Source organism: Rhodococcoides trifolii (assembly GCF_014635345.1).
In the GTDB taxonomy this organism is placed as follows: Bacteria; Actinomycetota; Actinomycetes; order Mycobacteriales; family Mycobacteriaceae; genus Rhodococcoides; species Rhodococcoides trifolii.
This window is the reverse complement of the sequence record NZ_BMCU01000005.1, coordinates 178,588-196,560: the sequence shown is the minus strand read 5'-3', so window position 1 is coordinate 196,560 and position 17,973 is coordinate 178,588. Positions and strand designations below refer to the sequence as shown.

Genomic DNA, 17,973 nt, shown 5'->3' with positions numbered 1-17,973 from the left:
ACCTGCTCGGGCGCTGTGCGTTTCCCATCATGCCACCGAAGCCCTCGGCCATCGGACTCTTCCCGCCCACGGTGTTAAGGTCCAATGCGTGCTCGAAAGTGGTGCGAAATGAACGAGTTCCCACTGTCGGCCGCGCAACGCAGTATCTGGTTCGCGCAAGAAATGGACGCTGAAACGCCCCTGGCAATTGCGCAATACGTCGATGTGCGTGGGCCGTTGGATACTGCGCTGCTCAGTGCGGTCGGTCGCGATGTCGCGCGCGAGTACGACACCGTGATGGTGCGTTTGCGTCCGACCGACACCGGTCCCGTTCAGGTGGTGGACCGCACTCTGCGAGACGAAATGCTGCACCTCGACTTTCGTGATCGCGCGGATCCGCACGCCGACGCGCTGAACTGGATGTACGAGGAGTTCTCGCGCCCCGTCGACCTGTACACTGACAGGCTTCTCGAGGTCGCCACCGTCCGCGTCGAAGACCGACGGTGGTTCTGGTACACCCGCATTCACCACATGTTGCTCGACGGGTACGGAGCATCGGTCTTCGCCGAGCGGGTGGCCGAGGTCTACACCGCACGCGTTCGGGGGACGCAACCCGGCCCCAATCGAGCGGGCACCCTCGGGGCGTTGGTGGACGACGACCTCGCGTACCGCGCATCCCCACGTTTCGAGCGTGACCGCGCCTACTGGGCCCAGCGCCTGCGTGGCCTGCCCGACCCGATCCGATTGGCGGACGGTGCCGGCCGGCCGGCGGCGCGATCACGGATCAGCGGAGTCGTCCTCACGTCGGCGGACCGGGCGGCGATCGGGCGCGTGTGTGATCAGCTGTCCACCACTCTCCCGGCGCTCGTGAGCGCAACGGCTGCACTGTATCTCGCCAGGATGGCCGACGCCGACGAAGTCGCCCTGAGTCTCCCCGTGTCCGCTCGGACGAACGCGCTCCTGCGTCGATCCGGCGGCATGGTGTCGAACGTCCTTCCGGTTCGTGCCTCGGTGTCCGCCACCACCACGGTGCGCGAACTGATCGCCGAGGTGGGTGCACAGATACTCGGCGGGCTACGGCATCAGCGCTTTCGGTTCGAGGACATGCAGGGCAGCGGTGCCGGCGGGCCCCGCGGTGGCACGCGGGCGTTCTTCGGTCCGGCGGTCAACGTGATGACGTTCCGCGGCGACGTGGTTCTGGGCGAGTGCGTGGGCAGCGCAACGATTTTGAGCACCGGACCGGTGGAGGACCTTGCGTTCGACGTGTACTCCGGGATCGGCGACGGCGATATCCGCATCGATCTCGAAGCGAATCCGTCGATCTACACCGACGCCGATCTCGATGGCCACCGCGACCGGTTCCTGTCGCTCCTGCGCAGCGTCCTCTCCGCGGACTCCGAGAGCCTGGCCGTGGACGCTCCGATGTCCGGGGGCCACGGCATCGGGTCTGTGCGTTCGGGGCCGGATGCTCCACCCGCACTGGCTCTCCCGGAGGTCTTCTCGCGCACCGTAGAGCGACACGGCGACGCCGTGGCGATCGTGGCCGGTTCGCAACGGCTGACGTACGTCGAGGTGGATGCTCGCGCCAACAGGTTGGCCCGACTGTTGATCGCGCGCGGTGTCGGGCCCGGAACCATCGTCGCGATTCTGCTGCGGCGCGGTGTGCACGCGATCGTGGCTCAATTGGCGGTCGGGAAGGCCGGCGGCGCTTTCGTTCCGGTGGACCCGACGCTTCCGGCGGATCGAGTCCAGTTCCTGCTGAAGGACAGCAGAGCGGACGTCGGTATCACCGACGAGGGACGCGGGCGTGCGGCCGGAGCCGGAACGTGGTTGCGCATGGGCTCTGCGGATCTGGACGTCGAGTACCTCACCGCCTCGCCCGCACCGGTCACCGACGCCGATCGACGTACACCACTGCACATCGACCATCCGGCCTACATGATCTACACGTCGGGTTCGACGGGAACTCCCAAGGGTGTGGTGGTGTCGCACCGCGGGATCGCGTCGTTCGCCGACGAACAGCGTCGCCGGTACGGTGTCGGACCCGGCTCCCGCACCTTGCATTTCGCATCACCGAGCTTCGACGCGTCGGTGCTCGAACTTCTGCTCGCCGTCACCGACGGCGGAACCATGGTGATCGCGTCGACGGATGTGTACGGCGGTGCCGATCTCGCGAATCTCCTGGCGACCGAACGCGTGACCCACGCATTCGTCACACCGGCTGCGTTGGCCACGGTCGACCACACCGACCTGTTCGACCTCCGCGTCGTGGTGGTCGGGGGAGAAGCGTGCTCGGCAGACCTCGTCGCGAGATGGGCACCGGGACGCAGAATGTTCAACGCCTACGGGCCGACCGAATGCACCATCATGGCCACCGTCTCGGGACCGCTGACTGCCGGCGAGCCCGTCGATCTCGGAGCACCGATCACGGGAACCGGTGTCATCGTCCTCGACCATCGACTCCGCCCGGTACCGGTGGGCGGCGTGGGCGAGCTGTACGTGTTCGGCCACGGCGTCGGTCTGGGATACCACCGCCGAGCCGCTCTCACCGCCGGTAGGTACCTTCCGAATCCGATGGCCGGCAACGGGTCGCGGATGTACCGAACCGGCGACGTCGTACGTCTCGGAGCCTCCGGCGCCCTGTTCTACGTCGGGCGGTCCGACGACCAGGTCAAGGTGCGGGGCTACCGGATCGAACTCGGTGAGGTCGACGCTGCGTTGCGAGCAGTCGTCGGTGTGGCCTTCGCGGTTGCGGACGTTCGAGAGGTCGCCGGGCGGCCGACCCTCGTTGCTTACGTTCAGCCGGAGTCCAGTTCGGCCCGCAGCGGCTTCGACAGTGTCGTCTTGGACCACGTACGCAAGATCCTCCCTGCCTACAGTGTTCCCGCGATCGTCGTGACCGTGGACAAGATCGCTCTGACCGTCTCGGGGAAGATCGACCGAGCCGCTCTGCCCACGCCGGAGCGTGTCCCGCACGAGTACGTTGCGCCGCGAACAGAACTCGAGACCACGGTGGCGAAGCACTTCGCGTCGATCCTGAGCTCCGACGACACCGACGAACAGGGGTTCGGCGCAACCGACGACTTCTTCGCAGTCGGCGGAAATTCGCTGTCCGCAACACGTCTGGCGTCGGCACTGGGCAGCGAACTGGGTGTCACCGTTCCGGTGCGGTCCGTGTTCGAGAACCCCACCGTTGCGGCGCTTGCGGTCCATGTGGGCAATCTCGATCCGGCGCAGGGCGTCCTGCCGCTGCGTCGCTACGACATCGGCAGCGGGTCGGTCCCGGTGTCACCCGCACAACACCGCATGTGGGTGCTCAACCAATTCGACACGGGCAAGGCCACGTACAACGTTCCGATGGCTCTGCGTCTACGCGGGCCTTTGAACAGCGATGCACTCGCCACCGCCGTAGCGGATCTGCTCGAACGCCACGAAAGTCTGCGCACCAGCTACCCGGACACCCCGGACGGTCCGGTGCAGCGCGTTCATGCCGTCGACGAGTTGACGGGCCGGCTCGAACTCGGCGCCGTCTCGATGTCCGAATCGGCGGCGTTGCAACGCTTTCACGAGGTCGCGAGCATCGGGTTCGACGTGACCCACGCGGTGCCGCTGCACATCGAGCTGGTGCGTGTCGGCGCCGACGATCATCTGTTGGTGTGCGTCGTCCACCACATCGGGGCGGACGGATCCTCCACGGCGCCACTCGCACGAGATCTCGCTGCCGCATACCGAGCCCGCACCGCCGGCGCCGCTCCCGAGTGGACGGCCCTGCCGGTGCGTTACCGCGACTACACGCTGTGGCACAGCGAGATGATGGGTAGCGAGGGGGATCCCGATTCGGTTGTCTCACGACAGCTTCGGTTCTGGATGGACCGACTCGGCGGCATGCCGGACCGGATCGAACTCCCGCTCGATCGGCCCCGGCCCGCCATCGCCTCGCTGCGCGGTGGACGAGTGTATCGGGTGGTGAACGCCGAGACCGTGCACAGCATCGCCGAGTTCGGCGTGCGCACCGGCACGACGCCGTTCATGGTCACCCATGCGGTGTTGGCCGTGCTGCTCGCGCGGGTGACCGGGTCCGACGACGTGGCCGTCGGAACGCCGGTGGCGGGTCGGGGGGAGCCGGACCTCGCGGATCTGGTCGGCATGTTCGTCGGCACGGTCGTGCTACGCAACCGGATTCGACTGGATCTGTCCTTCGACGACGTGGTGCGGAACGTTCGCAGCGACGACCTCGCCGCGCTGGAGAATGCGGACGTGCCGTTCGAGCGGTTGGTGGAGTTGATGAACCCGCCGCGCTCGGCCGGTCACCACCCACTGGTGCAGGTCGGCTTCTCGTACCAGAACATGGCCCCGAACCGATTCGACCTGGAGTCGGTTGAAGTGGAGGTGGTGCACGCCGACATCGACGTGGCGAAGTTCGACCTGCATCTCACCGTCGTCGAGGCCGACGGGACGCTCGATGTTCAGTGGGAGTACGCCCGTGACCTCTTCGATCACGAATCGGTCGAGCGCCTCGCCGACATGTACGAACGCGTCCTGGTCGGCGCGCTGGAGCGCCCGAACGTCGCGGTCGGTGACCTCGATGTGGTTGCTGCCGAACAACTGTCGACGATCGGTCTCGACGTGGTCCCCGAGTCGGGGGTCGACCGGACCCTGGTCGACTTCTTCGTCGACGTCGCCGGCGCATTCGCAGGGTCGATCGCACTCGTCGACGCGAGTGCGGCGGATCTCACGACGACGTACTCCGAGCTGCTCGCTCGGGTGAATGCTCGTGCCCGCGCGCTCATCGCTGCCGGGGTCGGACCCGAGGACCGGGTTGCGATCGCGTTGCCTCGCTCGGCCGAACTCGTCGAAACTGTTCTCGCTGTCCTCGTGGCCGGCGGCGCATACGTGCCACTCGATCCTTCGTCGCCGGGCGAACGGGTAGCTGCGGTGCTCTCCTCGTGCGGGCCCGCGGTGGTGATCGCCGAGCTCGGCGGAGTGGTCGCCGACGGCGCCGGAGCTCTGTCCATTCCGGTGCTCAGGCCGTCGGCGACCGGAGACGGTGGTGTGGTGCACGACGTCGAACGCCGAACACCGTTGCGGCCGAGCAACACCGCCTACGTCGTCTACACCTCCGGATCGACCGGCACTCCCAAGGGCGTCGCGGTGTCGCATCGGGCCATCGCGACACAACTGAGGTGGAAGTGCGAGCGCTTTCCCCTCGGTCCTGCGGACACGACGCTCTTCAAGACGCCGACGACCTTCGATCTGTCCGTGTGGGAATTGTTCTGGCCGTTGCTGTGTGGGGCGCGGCTGGTGATCGCGGCGCCCGACGGTCACCGCGACCCCGCATACATCGCCGACCTGATCGAGCGTCACGGGGTGACCGCCGCACACTTCGTTCCCTCACTGCTCGACGCTCACCTGGACGCGGTGGGTGAGCGATCGACGGATGGATCGGGGCTGTCGCGGATTCTGTGCATCGGCGAGGCACTCAACGCGGTCACCGCCGAGCGGGCGCAGCGCGTCACGGGAGCATCCGTGGTCAACCTGTACGGACCGACCGAGGCGGCCGTCGGGGTCACCGTGCACGGCGTCGACGCGTCGGACGCCAGTGGAATCACCGGTACGGTGTCCATCGGTGGAGCCGTCCCCGGTACCCGCATCTACGTCCTGGACGGTCGACTGCATCCCGTTCCTCCCGGCGTTCGCGGTGAGATGTACTTGGCTGGTGCGCAACTCGCGTCGTTCTACGAGGGGCGGCCGGATCTCACGTGCGAGAGATTCGTCGCCGATCCCTTTGTGGGCGGCCGAATGTACCGCACCGGGGACATGGCGCGCGTACGCCCGGACGGCAACCTCGAGTATCTCGGCCGCAACGATCTGCAGGTCAAGATCCGCGGCCAACGCATCGAGTTGGGTGAGATCGAAGGAGCGCTGCTTCGCGATCGCCGCATCGCCTCCGCTGCCGTCACCGTTCACGGCGGCGAGCGGCTCGCGGCATATGTAGTTGCGGCGCAGTTGGATACGGACGAGGTGCTGGCTTCACTGCGAGAGAAACTGCCGACGTACATGGTGCCGGCGACGGTGACGGTTCTGGATTCGTTGCCGCTCGGTGGAACCGGCAAGCTCGATCGTCGTCGTCTGCCGGATCCCGGTGTCGCACCGGCGCGCTTCGATCCGCCGGCCACGGCGACCGAACGCACGGTCGCGGGGATCGTCGCGGACCTTCTCGGGCTCGAGGACCGGGTCGGGGCCGGAGACAACTTCTTCGATCTCGGTGGCAACTCTCTGACCGCAACGCGTGTGACCGCTCGGGTCGGCGCCGCGCTCGATGTCCACGTGCCCGTGACGGCCGTGTTCGAAGCGCCGACGGTGCGGGGGCTCGCGCGGTGGGTGGACCGCACGAGGACCGAGGCGCTCCCGCCGATCACGCCGCGCGACAGAGCGATCCCCGCACTTCTGTCCAGCAGTCAGATGCGGATGTGGGTCCTGAACCAGCTCGACGTGACCTCGCCGCTCTACAACCTCCCACTGTCGGTACGACTGTCGGGCGATGTGGATCGTGGTGCGATGGTTGCCGCGCTCACCGATGTTCTCGCTCGCCACGAGATCCTTCGCACCGTGTACCCGGCGGCGGGGGGTGTGCCGCAGCAGGTCGTCGTCGAGTGCGCAGCACCCGAACCGGAATCGGACGCGGAAGCCATGATCGTACGAGGTTTCGACGTGACGGTGGACGTCCCGATCCGATGGGCGATGAGTGCCGCGAGTACGGAGACCGACGTGACCATGGTGTTCCACCACATCGCTGCCGACGGTGCGTCGTTCGCACCGCTGATGCGAGACTTGATGACCGCCTACGTGCACCGAGTCACGGGGACGGTATCGACCCTTCCCGCGCTCGGCGTGCAGTACGCGGACTTCGCGTCGTGGCAGCGCCGGCTTCTGGGCACCCGGTCGGAGAACAGACACCCGGTGCTGCGCCGGCAGAGCGAGTACCTCGCCGACGTCCTGCGTGCCCTCCCGGGACCGCTCGCACTGCCCACGGACCGCGCTCGTCCGGCGAACCCCAGCCATCGCGGGCGCACGATCACGAGCTCGATTCCGACCCGAGTGCTGCGGGACCTCCGACCCGTGATCGAACGCGGTACAACCTTGTTCATGGTTGCGCACACCGCGTTGGCGGTCGTCCTGTCGCGCCTGTGCGGAACAACGGACGTCGTCATCGGCACTCCGGTGTCCGGTCGGGGCCGCGCCGAACTCGACGATCTTGTCGGCATGTTCGTCTCGACACTCGTGCTCAGAACCGACATCGACCCGTCGGCGACGCTCGGTGAACTCGTCACGAGGGTGGCAGCTGCGGACGTCGCGGCCTTTGCGTCTCCGGACATCCCGTTCGACGAAATCGTCGACAGATTCGAGCCCGATCGTGCGGCGGCAGTCCATCCGATCTTCCAGGTCATGCTGGCGTTCCAGGACGCGGTGCCGGAGCCGGTCGATATCGCGGGTATTCACGCAACCGTTGCGCCACTGGACCTTCCGGTGTCGCGATTCGATCTTCACGTCACGATCGACGTGCCGTCGAGCGACACGCACGACGCACTGGTGCGGTGGACGTTCGCGACCGACCTCTTCGACGCCTCGACCGTGACCGATTTCTCCGCCATGTTCCTGCGGGTACTGGACGCTCTCGCCCGGGACCGGTCCGTGCCGCTGGACCGACTCGACGTCCTCGGACCGGACCGACGCCGAGAGGTTCAGAAGTGGAGCCGCGGAGAGGATTCCGCTGAACCCACGTTCGTACTGCCCGACCTGCTGGAAAACACGATGCATGTCGACGGTGACACGATCATCGTGACGTCCGGCGGCACGTCCGTGACACGGAGCGAGTTCACGAGGCGAGTGGCGAGAGCGGCGCGCGTCCTGATCGCCCACGGGGTAGGGCCCGACGCCGTGGTGGGCGTCGCGCTCGAGCGGTCTCTCGACATGTTCGTCGCTCTGCACGCAGTCGTCGTGGCGGGCGGCGCATATCTTCCGATCGATGTGTCGCAGCCCGCGTCTCGAACCGAAGCAATGCTGCGGGCGGCGAAACCGGTATTGATCGTGGCCGAGGATGCGGATACGTTCGACTCGGCGACGGCGCTCCATCCGCGTGCGCTGACCGAACCCAGTGTGTCGGAGGGCCCGCTGCACCGCGGAGAGCGGCTGAGCGTCCTGCGTCCGGACCACCTTGCCTACGTCATCTTCACCTCCGGCTCCACCGGTGAACCCAAGGGGGTCGGTGTCTCCCACGCAGGAATCGTGAACCGCCTTGCCTGGATGCAGCACGATTATCCGATCGACAGCTCCGACACGGTGCTGCACAAGACCCCCATCACGTTCGACGTGTCGGTGTGGGAGCTGTTCTGGGGACCGATCTCCGGCGCACGCACCGTGATCGCCGGGCCCGGTGAGCACCGCGACCCGGTGCGCATCGCCGAACTCGTGGACGCGCAGTCCGTCTCGGTGATCCACTTCGTACCGTCGATGCTCGACGTGTTCGTGGCCGGACCCGGTGGGCAGTTCCACGACAGCCTGCGTCTGCTGTTCACCAGCGGCGAGGCGTTGGCACCGCCGACCGTCGCGGCGGTGCGCTCCCGAACGCACGCCGCCGTTCACAACCTGTACGGTCCGACCGAGGCGTCGGTCGATGTGACGTCCCACGAGGTTGCCTCCTACGGCGCGGCACCTGCACTGGCAGAACGTGTTCCGATCGGTGGACCGGTTTCCGGAGTCACGACGACCGTGCTCGACGACCGTCTACGACCGGTGGACGGCGGCGTGTCCGGCGAGTTGTATCTGGGGGGTGTGCAGCTGGCACGGGGGTACCTGCGGAGGCCCGGGCTGACCGCGACGCGATTCGTCGCCGACCCGGCCGGGGGAGGCCGGCGGGTGTATCGAACCGGTGACGTGGTGCGGTGGAGGCGGCCGCTCGACGACGAGCGGCCCGTTCTGGAATATCTGGGTCGCAGCGACTTTCAGGTGAAAATTCGCGGCCAGCGTGTCGAGTTGGGTGAAATCGAATCCGTTCTGCTGGCCCACCGCGATGTGTCCGCTGCGGTGGTCACGGTGACGTCGGACCCGTCCGAGCTGATCGCCCACGTCGTCGCTTCCGTGGTGGGTGACGCAGAAGGTGTTCTGCGCGAACATGTCCGACATCGGCTACCGGGCCACATGGTTCCCTCTCGCGTCGTGTTTCTCGACGCGCTACCGCTCGGCTCCGCCGGCAAGGTGGACCGCCGCGCACTACCCGATCCCGGTCGACGGACGTTCACGGTCGTTCCACCTCGCACCGACAGCGAGCGCGTCGTCGCCGACGTCTTCGCCGGCTTGCTCGGAGGAGACGAGGTCGGTGCGCACTCGGATTTCTTCGAGGTGGGTGGGAACTCGCTGACGGCCTCGCGCGTCGTGGCCGAGATCCGACACCGTCTCGGCGTCACGATCTCGCTCGGCGACGTGTTCACGGCACGCACGGTCGCCGCACTCGCACACCTAGTCGACGACACCGAACCGGATGAGGTGGCGCAGCGGGCAGCGCTCGTGCGTCCGGCTCGTATCCCGTTGTCCGCTCAGCAGTACCGCATGTGGGTGCACAGCCGGATCGACCCGACGTCCGGTGCGTACAACATCGTGGCCCCGATGACGGTCGACGGACGGGTCGACGTGTCCGCCCTGCGCGCCGCCGTCACCGATGTCCTCGTCCGGCACGAGGCATTGCGGACCGTGTACCCGGAGGACGCAGACGGGCCCTACCAGTCGGTGCTCGACCCGGCGGCCGCCGTGCCGATGTCCGAGAACGTCGTCGTGCGGATCGATCCCTCCCACGACGCCGCTGAGAGAGCGATGCAGGGGTTCGATCTCGAATCATCGCTGCCTCTTCGACTTCTGGTGCAACAGTCGTCCGACGAGACGACACTCGTGCTCGTCGTGCACCACATCGCTGCCGACGGGTGGTCGATGGGCGTTCTCTCCACCGACATCGCCGCTGCCTACGCTGCACGGTCGGCCGATCGATCACCGGTGTGGGCCGGCCGAGCCGGTAGCTTCGTCGACGCGATGCTGCGACGATCCGCCCGCGCGGGGGCGGTGAACGATCCGAATTCGGTTGCGGCAGCTCAACGCGACTACTGGGTCGACAGACTGCGTGACGCCCCCGCCGCGACGGTCGTTCCGAGTGATCGCCCGCGGCCTCCGATGCCCACCCACCGGGGCAGCGCCGTCGGCGCGCGTGTGGGCGAGCGCGATCTCGCTCGCCTGTCGACGCTGGCGGGGCGCCTCGGAACCGGTCTGTTCGCCGTTCTGCACGCTGCGCTCGTGACCGCACTGGCCAGGTCTGGTGCGGGTGACGATGTGGTGCTGGGCGTTCCGACTGCGGGGCGGGACGACGCCGATACCGTCGACACGGTGGGAATGTTCGTCACGATGGTGCCGATGCGGACCCGTTACCGCCCGAAGGCGACGCCCGTGATGGCGATCGAGGAGTCCGCCGCCGCCGTCGTGGCAGCGCTGGCTCACCGCGACGTCGAACTGGACGACGTGGTCGACGCGCTCGGGATCGTGCGTGACAGTGCACTTCACCCGATCTTCCAGGTGACGCTGAACTTCGACGAATCTGCCCGTCCGGCTGCGGAATCCGTTGCGATGACCGACATTGACGTCGCGGCAGCCCGGTTCGACATGGAGTTCACGGCAACGCGTTCGGGTGATGGACTCGACCTGCGTCTGGTCTTCTCCGACGACCTGTACGTGCCGTCGACTGCCCGAGCGGTCCTGGACCGCTACGCAATGGTGTTGCAGGAGATGGGCGCCGAACCCGAGCGCGCCTTGCACCTCGTCGACCTCGGCCCCCGTGTGCCACTTCCGGAGGGAACGAACGAATCCGAACCGCGCTTCCTGTCAGACGTCCTGGCCGCGGCCGGCGACGTCGTCGACGGACGTGACGGGTCGGTCCATTCCGCGGCCGACATCTCGACATCGGCGCGGAAACTTGCTCGACTACTCATCGGCCACGGTGTCGGCGGGGAGGACATCGTGGCGTTGGCGCTCACGCGGTCGATCTCGTCCGTGACCGCCGTCCATGCCGTGGCCCTGACCGGAGCAGCGTTCGTCCCCGTCGACCCGGCCTTACCCGCCGAGCGCATCGCGTACATGCTCGCCGATTCGGGTGCGTCCCTGGTCGTGACGACCTCGGACGTGTGCCCGCAGTTACCGTCCGCTCCGGTTCTCGTACTGGACGCCGACGACACCGTAGACGCCTTGCTGGCACACGACTCCGGTCCCATCGCGGAGCGCGAACGGTCCCGGCCGAGGCATCTCGATCAGCCGGCCTACCTGATCTACACCTCGGGTTCGACCGGAATTCCGAAGGCGGTCGCCACGACGCACCGCGGCATCGCAGCGTTCGCGGACGAGCAAGTGCGACGTTACGACGTTCGATCCGGCGACACGACACTGCATTTCGCATCGCCGAGCTTCGACGCGTCCGTTCTCGAGTTGCTGATGGCGGCGCGCGGCGGAGCCACGATGGTGGTGGCGCCGACCGACGTCTACGGCGGCGACGAGCTGGCCGAATTGCTCGAGCGACTTGCCGTCACCCACGCGTTCCTCACGCCGGGAGCACTCGACACGATCGGTGATCACGATCTGCCCGCGCTGCAGACGATCGTCGTCGGCGGCGACGTGTGCCCACCGGCGTTGGCCCACAGGTGGATCGGGCGAGGTCGGCGCGTGTTCGATGCGTACGGGCCCACCGAGTCGACCGTCATGGCAACCCTCGCGGGGCCGCTGGAGGCGTCGGACGTCACGGCGTCGGTCCCCGTCGGTCGACCGATCGGTGGGACGTCGGTTCAGCTCCTCGACCCGATGCTCGGGCGCACCCCACTCGGCGTGGTCGGCGAAATGTACATCGCCGGGGCAGGACTCGCCCGCGGGTATCGGAACCGGCCCGCTCTGACCGCGGCCACCTTCGTCGCCGATCCGTTCGGTCCTGCTGGGTCGCGGCGATACCGAACCGGCGACCTGGTTCGGTGGATCGACCTCGAGTCCGGCCACGCACTCGAACACGTCGGTCGGGCGGACTCGCAGGTGAAGATTCGCGGGCATCGGGTGGAGATCGGTGAGGTCGAGCGAGCCGTACGCGCCAACTACGGTGTCGACGCGTGCATCGTCACGGCGCGCGAAGGAATGCTCGTAGCCTACGTTCAGGGGAGTGCAATTCGCCCGCGTGCGGTCTTCGACGAACTTCGAAAGTCTCTGCCCGCCTACATGATCCCGAACTTCGTCACGGTGGTCGAATCCATTCCGCTCACGACGTCCGGCAAGGTGGACCTGCGCGCGCTCCCCGAACCAGAGATCGTCGCGCGGGAGTTCGTCGCACCGACCGGCGCGCACGAGGTGACCATCGCCGGCATAGTCGAAGACGTCCTCGGAATGCCTCGGGTGGGCGCGGACGACAACCTCTTCGAGGTCGGGGGGAACTCCCTCTCCGCCACGCGAGTGGTGTCGCGCATCCGCCGCGCGACGGGTCGCAACGTCGCCGTCCGTGACCTGTTCGACGCGCCGACGGTGCGTGGGTTGGCCGAACGAGTGGGACGCGCCGACGTGGTGAAGGAAGCCGAGCTCGGCACGCTCGCGCGCCCGAGCATCGTTCCGTTGTCGCCTGCACAGCAACGGATGTGGTTCCTCAACCGGTTGGATCCGTCGTCGACGACCGAGAACGTTCCGATCGTGTTGAAGCTGACCGGCGACCTCGACCTCGCCGCGTTCCAGTCCGCTCTGACCGATCTCGTGGAACGGCACGAGGCGCTGCGTACCGTCTACCCGGATTCGGTGGACGGACCGCACCAGGTGGTCGTCGACCCACAGGACGCACCGGTCAAGATCTTTCCCCAACTGGTGTCGGAGGCGGCGCTCCTGCGCGCAGTGGACGCCGTCGTGCACACCGGTTTCGACGTCACGGCGGCGCCGCCGCTGCGGGCGGAACTGTTCGCCGTCGACGACCTGGCACGTGGCGCTCGACCGGTACACGTGTGCGTCGTGGTCGTCCACCACATCAGCGCCGACGGAGTCTCCGTCGTCCGGCTCGCGGGCGAGTTGGCCACCGCGTACAGCGCGAGAAGTCGCGGGGCAGCGCCGCAGTGGCAGCCGCTGCGCGTGCAGTACGCGGACTTCGCGGTGTGGCAACAACACGTGCTGGATACGAGCGGGTCACGAGCCGCATCGGAACAGCAGTACTGGACCGAGCGGCTTCGGGATGCACCGTCCGTGCTCGAACTCCCGGCCGACCGTGCTCGGCCACCGCGGCGGTCGGGGCGTGGTCGAAGAGTGTCGTTCGCTCTCGACGCCCGAACGCACCGCGCGATGGCAGAGGTTGCGGCAGCCCATGATTCGAGCGTGTTCATGGTGGCTCACACGGCATTCGCGATCCTGCTGGGCCGTCTCGGCGGAGTCTCCGACGTCGTGGTGGGCACACCGGTCGCGGGACGCGGTCACGAGGATCTCGACGGTGTCGTCGGCATGTTCGTCAACATGGTTGCGCTGCGGTCGACGTTGCCCGCTGCACTGGCCGGACGCGACGCACTCGAGCAGGTGCGACACCACGACCTCGATGCGTTCGCACACGCGGAAACTCCCTTCGACCGTGTAGTGGAGTACGTGGACCCACCCCGCTCCCGCGCGCACCACCCGGTCTTCCAGGTGGCCTTGTCTTTTCAGAACATCGGTGTCGCCGCCGCCGAACTAGACGGGGTCGACGTCGAGATCCTCGACGACGACACCGAGGTCGCGGAATTCGATCTGCACATGACGTTGGTCGACACGCACGACGAGAACGGAGCCGAGGGACCCGTCGAAGGATCGATCTCGTACTCGACGGACCTGTTCGACGTCGCCACCGTCGAGTCGTTCGCCCGGCGATTCGAACGTGTTCTCGCGCACTTGATCGGGGACCCGTCGCGGCCGATCGGCGCGTACGACGTACTGCTCGATTCGGACGTCACCGGTACCGCCGCGGTCGTCGGCCCGGCGTCGTCCACCACTCTCGCCGATGCGTTCGTGACGTCGTCGTCCGCGAACCCGGACGCCGTGGCCGTTCGCTTCTGCGGCACCTCGCTCACCTACGCAGGGTTCGCCTCTCGGGTCCACGGTTTGGCGCGCCGGCTGATCGCACTCGGCGTCGGTCCGGAAACGACCGCTGCGCTGGCGATGTCGCGCGGAGTGGACCAGCTCGTCGCCATGTATGCGGTGGTAGTGGCCGGCGGTGCCTATGTCCCGGTCGACGGCGCCGCCGAACGCGTCCGGACCATTCTCGACACCGCGCGTCCGGTGGTGGTTCTTGTTGCGGAGGACGATCCCTCTCCGCACCTCGACGTTCCCGTTCTCGACGTACGTACGGTCAGCGACGCGGATTGCACCCCGATTTCCGACGTCGACCGTATCGCGCCGTTGCGTCCGCAGCATCCGGCTTATGTCCTGTTCACCTCGGGATCGACCGGAATTCCGAAGGGAGTCAGCGTCTCTCACGCTGCCGTGGCCGAGCAACTGCAGTGGATGCAGCGCCGCTACCCACTGAGTGGCGATGATGCAGTACTGGTCAAGACCTCAGCGGGCTTCGATCTGTCGGTGTGGGAATACTGGTGGGCGGCACGCGTGGGTGCACGCATGGTTCTCGCCCCGGTCGGGGCGGAGCGTGATCCACGAGAACTCGCCGCCGTCATGGCCGACGAGGACGTGACCGTGCTCTGCACGGTTCCGTCGAGCCTGTCGATGCTGATCGGTACCGACAGCGTTCCCGACTCGTTGCGCCGAATTCTCTGCATCGGTGAGGAACTGCCGCCCGAACTGGGTTCGGCCGTCGCTGCATCGTCGGCGGCGGAACTGCACAATCTGTACGGCCCGACGGAAGCGGCGGTCAGTGTCACCGGCCACGAGGTCCGGCCGCCGTTCGGCGCGCGGATCCCGATCGGCACCCCGCAGGACGCGGTCGGAACCGCGATCCTGGACGAACGGCTGCGACCGGTCGTCGGTTCCGGTGTGGGTGAGTTGTACCTCAGCGGACCACAACTCGCGCGTGGGTACCACCGGGATCCGGTACGCACCGCGCTGTCGTTCGTTGCTCGGTCCAGCGGTGAACGCATGTATCGAACCGGTGACCTCGTCCGCCGTCGACCGGGCGGTGCCCTGGACTACGTGGGCCGGTCCGACAGTCAGATCAAGATCCGTGGGTTCCGTATCGAGATCGGAGAGGTCGAGTCGGCACTGCGCGGGGTCGACGGAGTCGTGGACGCAGCGGTGGTCGCCGCGGACCTCGGGACCGATCGAGCTCGGCTCGCCGCATATGTCGTGCGGACCGACGCCGCGGTGACCGTTCGTGACTCGCTACGAGAACTCCTCCCGGCGTACATGATTCCGACGTCCATCACCGAGGTGGACGTGCTGCCGCGCTCGGTCACGGGAAAGGTGGACCGCGCCCGGCTACCGGTCCCGGCTCCGGTTCGGCGCGAGTACGTTGCGCCGCGATCGTCGACGGAGAAGCTGGTCTGTTCGATCGTCGCCGACGTGACCGGCTCCGAGAAGGTCGGCGTCGACCACGGATTCTTCGAACTCGGCGGGAACTCGCTGGCTGCGACCTCCGTCGCGTCGAAGATCGAACAGGCAGTGGGGACACGTGTTCCGGTCCGCGTCCTGTTCGACACCGACACGCTCGGTGAGTTGGCCGCGGCTGTCGACGCGCTGTCCGAGACCGAGGACAGTGACCGTCCCGACGTGTGCGTCCGCCGCACCGAATCGAACGAGGCACCGGCGGCTCCCGCGCAGGAACGCATCCTGCACTGGGTGAGCACCCGGCGCACGCAGGACTGGAACGTCCCGGTGGCGCTCAGACTGGTGGGGGAACTGGACATCGACGTCGTGCGCGCGTCCGTGGCCGACCTGGTATCGGCGCACGATTCGTTGCGCACAGTGCACGCACAGACGGAATCCGCGCCATGGCTGCGCGTGCTCGAACACGCCGTCCCGGAACTCGACGTGATCGCGGTGACCGAGAGCGCTCTCGCCGATGCACTGGACGCGTTCGCCCGGTCACCGATCGACGTGACGACCGAGACTCCGGTGCGCGTGCGGTTGTTCGAGTGCGGTCCTGCGAATCATGTTCTGGCTGTGGTGGTTCACCACCTGGTCGCGGACGGTCGTGCGATGGCCGTACTGATGCGCGACATGCTGACGGCGTTCGCGGCCCGCACCGCAGGTGCACCCGGACTGCCGGCCGGTCGAGTTCGGTACGTGGACTACGCCGCGTGGCGTCACGACGTACTCGGTGACCCCCGCGACCCCTCGACCGAGTTCGCGCGCCAGCTGCGTCATTGGGACGCGCTGATGGCACGGGAGAGCGACCGGCCGAGACTGCGAACCGACCGGCCGCGCCCCGCCGTGTGGGAATCGGCAGGCGGCGCAGTCGAATTTCGAATCGAGCCGAACCGGCACGCGAAACTCGGACTTCTCGCTCGATCGGCCGACGCCGGGGTGTTCGTCGTTCTGCAGGCGGCGTTCGCCGTCGTCCTCGCCCGTCGCGGCGACGACCCCGACGTCACCGTGGCCACGGCCACCGCGAACCGACCGCACCCGGACCTCGCCGACGTCGTCGGAAACTTCTCCGAGGACCTACCGATGCGGTTGTCGGTGAACGACAGTCGGACGTTCCGCGACCTGATGGGCGGCGTGCGCAGAGCCCTCGCCGACGGTCTGGCCAACCCGGACGTCTCAGCGCCGCGCCTGGCGGCTGCGCTGGGAGTGCCGATCACGACAGCCGAGCATCCGTTCTTTCCCGCCACCCTGATCGTGCAACCGGCGGCGGACATGGTGGACAGCATCGATATCGGCGGGGTCACGGTGAGCCGAGAACCGATCGCCAACACCGTGGCGAAGCACGAACTCGAGATCACCCTCGCCGAGCACCCGGACAGTGGTGGTCTCGACGGGACTCTGCTGTACCCACTGTCGCTGTTCGACCCGTCGACGGCAGAGTCCGTCGTGCAGGGGTTCCTCGCCGTCCTCGATGCCGTCGCCGCTGACGCGGATCCAACCGTGGCCGAACTGAAAGAGCTGTTGTGACAGAAGTATCCGTGGTCATCGCTGCCTACCGGGCAGCGGACGTGATCGACGTTCAACTCGAGGCGCTCGCCGAACAGGACTACTCCGGTTCGTGGGAGGTCATCGTCAGTGACAACGAGGGCAGCGACGCGTTGCGCCGCTATCTGGCCGCTCACCCGCTGCGTGACTCTCTGTCGCTGCGGGTGGTCGACTCGTCCGACGTGCCGGGAACATCGCACGCCAGAAACGTGGGCACGAGAGCGTCGTCGTCGACGTTCGTCGCGTACTGCGACCAGGACGATGCCGTCCACCCCGGTTGGCTCGCAGCCCTCGTCGCCGCCTCCGCTGCCGCCGACCTCGTCGGAGGCCCCCTCGAACGCGACACGCTGAACGACCCGGTCGTCGCGTCGTGGCGGGCGCTGCCGGACCCCACCGAGCCGGTCGTTCTCGGTCGATACCTCCCGATGACGTTCGGCTGCAACCTCGGCATCTCCAGAGCGGTGTTCGACGCAGTGGGCGGGTGGAACGAGGACTATCCGACCGCCGGGGGCGACGTCGAATTCTGTTGGCGTGTGCAGAAGCTCGGCTATACGTTCGCGTTCGCGCCCGACGCGATGGTCGCGTACCGCTACCGCACCGAGCTCGTCCCGACATTCGAACAGGCCGCGCAGTACGGATGCGCCGAAGCGCGCGTGGCCGCGCACTTCCGGGCTCCCGGGCGCCAGTGGTGGTGGTTCCCGGCCCACGCCGCTGTGGTGGTGGCATTGGCGCCGGTGTGGCCCTGGGCGTGGTCACGCCGACGCCGCGGGGAGTGGATGTGGGTGAGCGGCAACCTGTTCGGACGAATCCAGGGGAGCCTGCGGTACCGCTATCGGTACCTGTAGG

2 protein-coding genes are annotated in these 17,973 nt (G+C 67.5%); both read left to right on the top strand.

Going from position 1 to position 17,973, the window contains the following annotated elements:
* The first annotated feature begins 108 nt into the window (after positions 1–108).
* Positions 109–17,109 carry a non-ribosomal peptide synthetase gene (locus IEW02_RS20740; protein ID WP_188546799.1) on the top strand — a complete coding sequence of 5,667 codons (17,001 nt, stop codon included), beginning with the start codon at positions 109–111 and terminating at the stop codon, positions 17,107–17,109.
* Positions 17,106–17,972, top strand: coding sequence for a glycosyltransferase family 2 protein (locus IEW02_RS20735; RefSeq protein ID WP_188546798.1), 867 nt, complete (start codon positions 17,106–17,108; stop codon positions 17,970–17,972). Before IEW02_RS20740 ends, IEW02_RS20735 begins: the two co-directional genes overlap by 4 nt.
* Position 17,973 lies beyond the last annotated feature (1 nt).